The organism is Ruegeria sp. AL2 (genome assembly GCF_056540845.1).
Map to the genome: position 1 here is coordinate 1 of NZ_JBQFXM010000046.1, position 6661 is coordinate 6661.

A 6661-nucleotide genomic window follows, 5' to 3' on the forward strand; every position below is an offset into this window, starting at 1 on the left:
AACGAAAACGTCGGGGCAATGTGCTCACATGGGTCAATTCTCAGTGAAAATTATCTGGCTTACCGGGTCACTTCTCAGCGGAAATCAACATCCAGACCAATTTTTCCGAGCCATCTTCAGTTTTGCATTCCACCAAAGCCTTTTGAGCGGTCTGGGGACTCTCACGCCGATTGGTCGTGTCGATTGCCAACAGCGCGTACTTGGAGTAGGCAAGTGCGCCTTAATAACAGAACTCTTCTCCGCCGCCTGGCGGGAAAACGATTGCCGTCGTGGCCTCCTGCGCAACAGCCGTGTAGATTTCGAACACAACCAATGCGCAGGCTAAAAGAAAAATGGCAGGTGTTTTCATGTTCGTTCTCCGAGAGGTTCACCGGACGAAGAAGCCGGAAGAAACAGGCCCGAGCAACAGATTTGAAGGCCAGATTTCGATGAGTTCCAAACTGTTCCGAATACCGTGAAGGCGTAGAATGCTCAAATTACCATATACACAACGGGAATCATTGTCGGTCGTTGACGGCAGATAGCTGCCCTTCAATTTCAGTGAACGAAGGAAGTTTTGTCCCGCAGACCGGTCATTCAACCGACCTTCAACCAACGTCCTTTTTGGACAAAAGGAACAAAAAAATGGGCCCAGTCAGATCAGGCTGCTCAGCCTTCAGGAGACTGCACCTATTTGTCCACCGGATGAGGTAGAACCCAATGCCTTTAGTAGTAAATGAATGTTCGCTCTTGCGGCACCTTCGTTAGCTTTTTGCAACCTTTCAACGCCAACAAATGCCTCCGACAAATCTGCCGTGTACTCCGACTTTATAGTTCTGTCGAAAAGTATCCTGCTATTAGTATCAATAATGTTGTATCGGACGGTCATTGCGACCTTCAAATCGAAGCCAACAAGCGGTTGTTCGACACTAAGAATATCAGCACGTAGCGTGTACTGGCCTGAAGTAGAGTAAATTCCAGCTTGACGAAGAGAAGTTTCTAAAGCCGCCTGAAAATCTTCTTTTGATATTTCCGATGTCCACATGGGGTTGGTTTCTTCCCCACCATATCCAGTCACCTTTCCGACTGAACTGTGGTATTTCGCCGAACTTGGTGTTGGTGCAATTGAACCCGGAACCATGGCCGTTTTTTGCGCTGGCTGAGCACAGCCGGCTAGGAGTATGCACATTGCCACCCCTGTTACTTTGCTGGCAAAATCAAAAGACATAATCCCCCTTTCATTCACAGCCACTGTTATTTGGCTCAAAAGTGAAGTGAACTGCCAATGATTTAATGATCTTAGGCCAGAAGCGTCTTTGATGTGTATCAACTCAGAATTTAGCTGGCACCGCAACGAGCGTCCCCAATAAGGGGACGCTTTTGTCCGTTAAACGTTCCATCAAAAAATTTGATGGTGCCGCACTGGTGCAAACGGCAGATTCGTCCGCAGAGCGGTTATTTGGGGAAAATCGATCAATGTCCGAATTGCGGACAAATCCGCCGCTCCCATTGCCGAGAACGATGGAGGCAATCAGCCCAAAGCGGTCATGCTTGATCAGCACGTTGGGCGGAAAGTGTGAATTCGCGGCCGTGCAGCGTGTAACAGATGAGATCGAAAAAGGGGACCTTCATTCCCGCGACCTGCGGCCCGTCCTGCCCAGAGATAGTGCGTACAAGGCACACCCAGAAAGGCCTTCTCGGCTTTCAATCCCTAAGCGCGGACAAAGTCTTTTCTTGTGGTTTCTCCACCGGGCCCGTCTGGGATGCGAGCGGTTGAACGGGCGCACTCCATGACGTGACGAACAATAGCACTCCGACCACGGTCACACAGGTCGCACCGGCGACTTGGGCAACGCTTTCAAAGCGTTGGTGGGTGGCTGCATTCGAACCGATCCGCTGCGCAACCTTTGCGCGCCCCCAGATGGCCGCTACGCCGATCAGAGACATGGAGATCGCCATGCCCAGCGAGATCGCGCTCACCATGGTGAGCGCCGGCCACACAAGGTCATTTGCAAATCCAACCAGCATTACGATCAGCGCGCCGGTACAGGGCACAATACCCACCGCTGTCGCAAGCCATCCGTCAGTTCCTCTGGACGATTTTTTGGCAGTTGCGCAGGCAGCGCAGCCGCTGTGGGTATTGTCGTCATTCGGGTGCCTGTGATGCGGCCCGTGTTCATGGGCTGTTGACGCCGTTCTTCGGAGGTCATGAATTGTCCGAAGGCTTTTCCAAAGCATACAAAGGCCAATTGCAATGATCAGCGCATAGCTGCCCAGCCGGATGAGCCGGTAATCGGATGGTGCCCCGCCGGTGGTTTGCCGGATCGCAAGGTCGAGCAGGAAAACAGCCGCAACGGCCGAGAACACGTGTACGATGGCGATGCGAACTCCCATCCCGACACCGCGGCGCAGGCTACCCCCTTCACCGACGAAATAGGAAATCACGACGGCCTTGCCGTGCCCCGGCCCAAGCGTGTGCAGGACCCCATAAAGAAACGCGACAAGAAGAGCGAACGCTACCGTCGCCAGCGACTTGCCCTGATCCATCGACGTCATTGATGTTGTGAAGAGATTGCTGATCCAGGCCTGGGTTCGGACCACGATATTGCCCTGAACAGGCGCAGCGGCAGACGCCTTGATTTCACCCGGTACGCCCCAAACCTGTGCCTCTTTCAATGAGTAGGATGCTTCGACCATCCTCTGCCCGTCGACGAGGAACAGGTTGCTGACAGACGGATTATGTTCCAGAACGCCACGGAGCCGAATTGCGTGAAACGCTTCGTCTATTTCAATGCCTTCAGGCACATCGACACGGACCATCTGGTTGGGCGGCGGCGGCGGAGTGTGAATGCAGGCCCCTACCCACGGCACCAGCAGAAAACTGAATACGCGCCCGTTATCCCCGCGCAGCGGCAGGACGTATCCATCAAGCGAAACTTCGTGCCCGAGATACTGCCCGGTTACGCCGGTCGCCTCTTCGCGCCGTTTCTCCATCACCACAAGGCGCTGGGTCAAAAGCTCGTCCGCGTCAAAGCCTTGGTCGCGCAGCCGCACACGCGCCTCCTGTGCCCGCTGGCCGAGTTCGGCGTCATCCACGCGGCGCGCGGCATCCAGGATCGTTCGCAGGTCATCCTTCTGCTTGTAGGACATCTCGAGGAACGGATCGTCATAAGGCGCCGTTGACGGCGCCAGATCATCCCAGACCACATGCGCTGGCGCATCGGCCAGCGCGGTCGAAGGGTGCAGCCCCAGCACAAGCAACAGCAAGAGCACCATACGCCCGAAAAAGGTGATGACTTGTTGCGCGTCCATAGCAGGCCTTTCCATGTCACACCGCGTTCTTGAATTTGACGCTGCCCATCATGATCAGATCAATGTTTCCCCACGGGTTGGCGGCCAGTCTCAAATCCTCGAGAGGGTTGACGACAACCAGGATCAGGCCTCCGTCGGTGACGAAACTGGTGACGTCGATCATCTCCGCGGACAACCCGTCAAGGACATTAGTGTGTGTATTGTTAATAGGACAGGGGGCGTCCCGCGCCCCCGCGACCGAAGCCGCGAGGACGAAAGCAAAGGTAGTCAGCTTTCGGCCACGCATGACCGGTCACTCCATGTCGAACTTGTAGATGGTGCCGTCCTTCATGATCATGCCGAAGTTCGCCTTGGCATCGCCGATCAACTGCAGATCCTCCAGAGGATTGCCGTTGACGAGGATCATGTCCGCATAGGCGCCTTCCTCGATCACTCCGAGCGGGCCCAGTGGGTAGGGCGTCAGGTCGCCCGACATCTTCAGCAGCTCGGCGTTGTCACAGGTTGCCATTTTAAGCGTTTCATACGGCGTGAACCAACGTTCCATCTTGGCCAAGACGGCACCCTGACGTTCGGCAAGATCCGCGCTGAACAGCGTATCGGTACCGAAGGCGATCTTCATGCCCAGATCCTTGGCGGTCTTGTAAACGAAGTCGGTGCCGTCGGTGACAAACTTGTACTTGGCTTTCTGGAACTCGTTCAGGGCCGGCGCATCCTCGTCATCAAGGAAAGGCTGCATGCTGAGCCAGACGCCCTTGTCTTTCATCATCTGCAGGGTCTCACGGGTGGCCATGTGGCCGTGCTCGACGCTGCGCGCGCCATTCTCGATCGAATGCCGAACCGCTTCATCATTGATCGCATGGGTCGTCACATAGGTGCCCCAGGCTTCGGTGGCTTCGACAGCGGCCTGGAATTCCTCGTCCGTGAACTGGATCGTGTGGATCGGGTCATATGCTGAGGTCACACCGCCACCCGCCATCAGCTTGATGTGCGTCGCGCCCTGCATCAGGTTCTCGCGCACACGTTTCAGCACATCCGGAACGCCGTCGGTGATGTAGAACATGTTGTTCGTCTCGAACGAATGAAGATCGCCGATGGCCTGAGGCACTTCCCGCGTAATCCGGAAATCCTGGTGGCCGGCGGTGATTGACAAGGCTGGCCCGGATGGAAAGACCCGCGGCCCGTCGATCAGCCCCTCGTTCGTTGCGCGCGCGATGTCGAACATCGGTCCGGCCACGTCACGCACTGTTGTGAACCCGCGCGACAGCGCGTTGTTCTGGGCCTTGGCAGCCAAAAGGTTCCAGTAGCCCTCGCCCGTCAGGGCCAGTTGCGCGATCGTCGCTTCGGCAAAGACCCCATGCCAATGCGCGTCGATCAGGCCGGGGATGAGCGTGTAGCCCTCGGCATCGATCTCGAAAGCGCCTTCGGGTGCCTCAAGATCGGAACCAATGGCGGAGATCAACTGACCGGAAATCAGAACGTCAACATCCGCGAGCTCTTCGTCACACCCGTTGAAGACCTGTGCCCCCCTGATCAGGACACTGTCGAATTTCATCTTTACGTTGGTGGTTTCAATTTCACCGACGACACCGGCCGGGACGACCTCATGGTTGGCCTCATGCGCCAGAACGCTGACCGGAGTCGCGGCGAGCGTCGTGCAGAGCAGATAGGTGAGTGATCTGTTGGTCATGATGTACATCCTCATTTTCAAGCGATGAATGAATTTGGTTTTGGTCGCGCAAAACTGTTTTGGGGTGCGCAGCCTGGGTTTTCAAAAAATAGCGGATCGCGGTGAGTGGACCCGCTGGGCTTTCTTGTGCTTCCGTGGCACTGAAATGTTCAGTCACATGAGGGCGTGAGCAGACCCAAGAAGTCAACAGTGACATCGCCCCGCATCAGAAGTTCAGCACCTTATATCCAACCTGGACAGACCACTCTGCCGGCCTGTCGCCGCCAAACAGAATGCCAGGCTTGATGAACACTTGACCGTCACCGCCAAATGCCTTGCCCGTCAGCATGCCCGCGGTCACCTGTAGGCTGCCGAACGTCGCGTCCGTTTCCCAATCGTGGATGATGGCCGGGTCGAAGGTCAGGTAGAAACGCGGATTTTTCAGCTTGGGAACATAGTAGAAGTCGATCGTGGTAGTGTTCACATTCTGACCTTGATCATTTCCGCCCTCCAGTCCGAATGTCTGAACCCAGGCCGGGGCGAAAATTGCTCCGTTGTTGAGAAACCACGCGTAGAAGGCCGAGGTTTCACCGGCAAATTGACCATAGCCGGCGGCTTCGGTTTCTGCTGTGTCCAGAAACAGTTCAAAAGTGAAAGCGGCCCCGTTTTTCTCGGTAAGGTAAAAAACGTCAATGTAGGTAACGCTGATGTCGCCCAGCGTGAATTCAACCCCTGGCTTTCCGCCGAAGATGGGGTTTGCGTTGAACGGGCTGTCCGATCCGGGCACGGTGATCCGGAAGGCCCGTTTCCCACCCTCACCAAAAGGCTGCGTATAGAAGGCCTCGAACAGACCGGTGTTCAGGTCGGAATTGATCTGGTTGAACTGATACTGAAGCCCAAACTGCGTCGTGAGCAGCGTTGGATTTGTTCCGTTGTTGATCTCGCTGAGGTCTTCCTGAGCTTTGGCAGGTGGTGCAATGGTGGCTGCAAAGAGAGCTACCATTGCAGGTAATCTGCGCAGCTTCGGTGCAAGCGATGTGCCCGAGGCTCGATACAAGGATTTGATTTCGACGGTGTCCACTCGGCTGTTCCCCATCTCGAGTTGGTTCTGATCTCGTCAGCCTTTCGACACGCGCTGACACTCTCGCATGAGACAAGCCCAGATTTCGAATTGCAACCTGAAAAAATTTTCATACACCATGAGGGATCATGAGGGATGATGTGCTACCCAACGCGTCCTCGACCGTTGTCAGATTTTCTGCCGATCTGGCCGGAGGTTTCTGTTCCATTGATCTATGCTGCCAGTTCGGCCACCATACTCAAGTCCGTTTCGACGACCTTGGCTGTGAGAATGGTCCTATTGATGGGTTTTAATTGGACACGGCTATCCAAAGCCGGCCTTCACCCATAGCCGGGCACCGGCGGTTCGGTCCGCACTGTGTAATTCGCCAATCCGCAGATTTAGCCGTTGCAGCGAATATCAGGTTCGGCGGGCCGCACCGCAGCATGCCGTGCTACGAGTGAACGGCAGGTCTGGGCCGTCCTCAAACTATGCAATGGTCCCTATCCTGCGCATTGCTGTAATTGGGGGATCGCGCAGCATCGGTCAAAGTGGGCTTATTTTGTTGAAAAACTCGGGCTTGATCGGTTGGTAAGTTGCTGATTCAATTCTTCCTAAAGGGAGGGATCAGCCATGATGGGACC

At 55.4% G+C, this 6661-nt stretch carries 6 protein-coding genes; all 6 read right to left on the bottom strand.

Annotated features, from left to right (window positions below):
• Nucleotides 1–220: 220 nt before the first annotated feature.
• Nucleotides 221–349: a hypothetical protein gene (locus ACR0ID_RS20090; RefSeq protein WP_480608320.1), complete on the bottom strand. Its 129-nt coding sequence runs from the start codon at nt 347–349 to the stop codon at nt 221–223.
• 306 nt (nt 350–655) lie between these two features.
• Nucleotides 656–1207, bottom strand: coding sequence for a hypothetical protein (locus ACR0ID_RS20095; RefSeq protein WP_480608323.1), 552 nt, complete (start codon nt 1205–1207; stop codon nt 656–658).
• A 476-nt stretch (nt 1208–1683) separates the two neighbouring features.
• Nucleotides 1684–3291, bottom strand: coding sequence for a HoxN/HupN/NixA family nickel/cobalt transporter (locus ACR0ID_RS20100; RefSeq protein WP_480608326.1), 1608 nt, complete (start codon nt 3289–3291; stop codon nt 1684–1686).
• Nucleotides 3292–3307: 16 nt separating this feature from the next.
• Nucleotides 3308–3454, bottom strand: a complete 147-nt coding sequence (locus tag ACR0ID_RS20105; protein WP_170371463.1) for a hypothetical protein — start codon at nt 3452–3454, stop codon at nt 3308–3310.
• A gap of 129 nt (nt 3455–3583) precedes the next feature.
• Entirely contained in the window at nt 3584–4978 is a 1395-nt protein-coding gene (locus ACR0ID_RS20110) for a metal-dependent hydrolase family protein (RefSeq protein WP_217353715.1), read from the bottom strand.
• A gap of 205 nt (nt 4979–5183) precedes the next feature.
• Nucleotides 5184–6038 carry a hypothetical protein gene (locus tag ACR0ID_RS20115; RefSeq protein WP_170369649.1) on the bottom strand — a complete coding sequence of 285 codons (855 nt, stop codon included), beginning with the start codon at nt 6036–6038 and terminating at the stop codon, nt 5184–5186.
• Nucleotides 6039–6661: the final 623 nt, after the last annotated feature.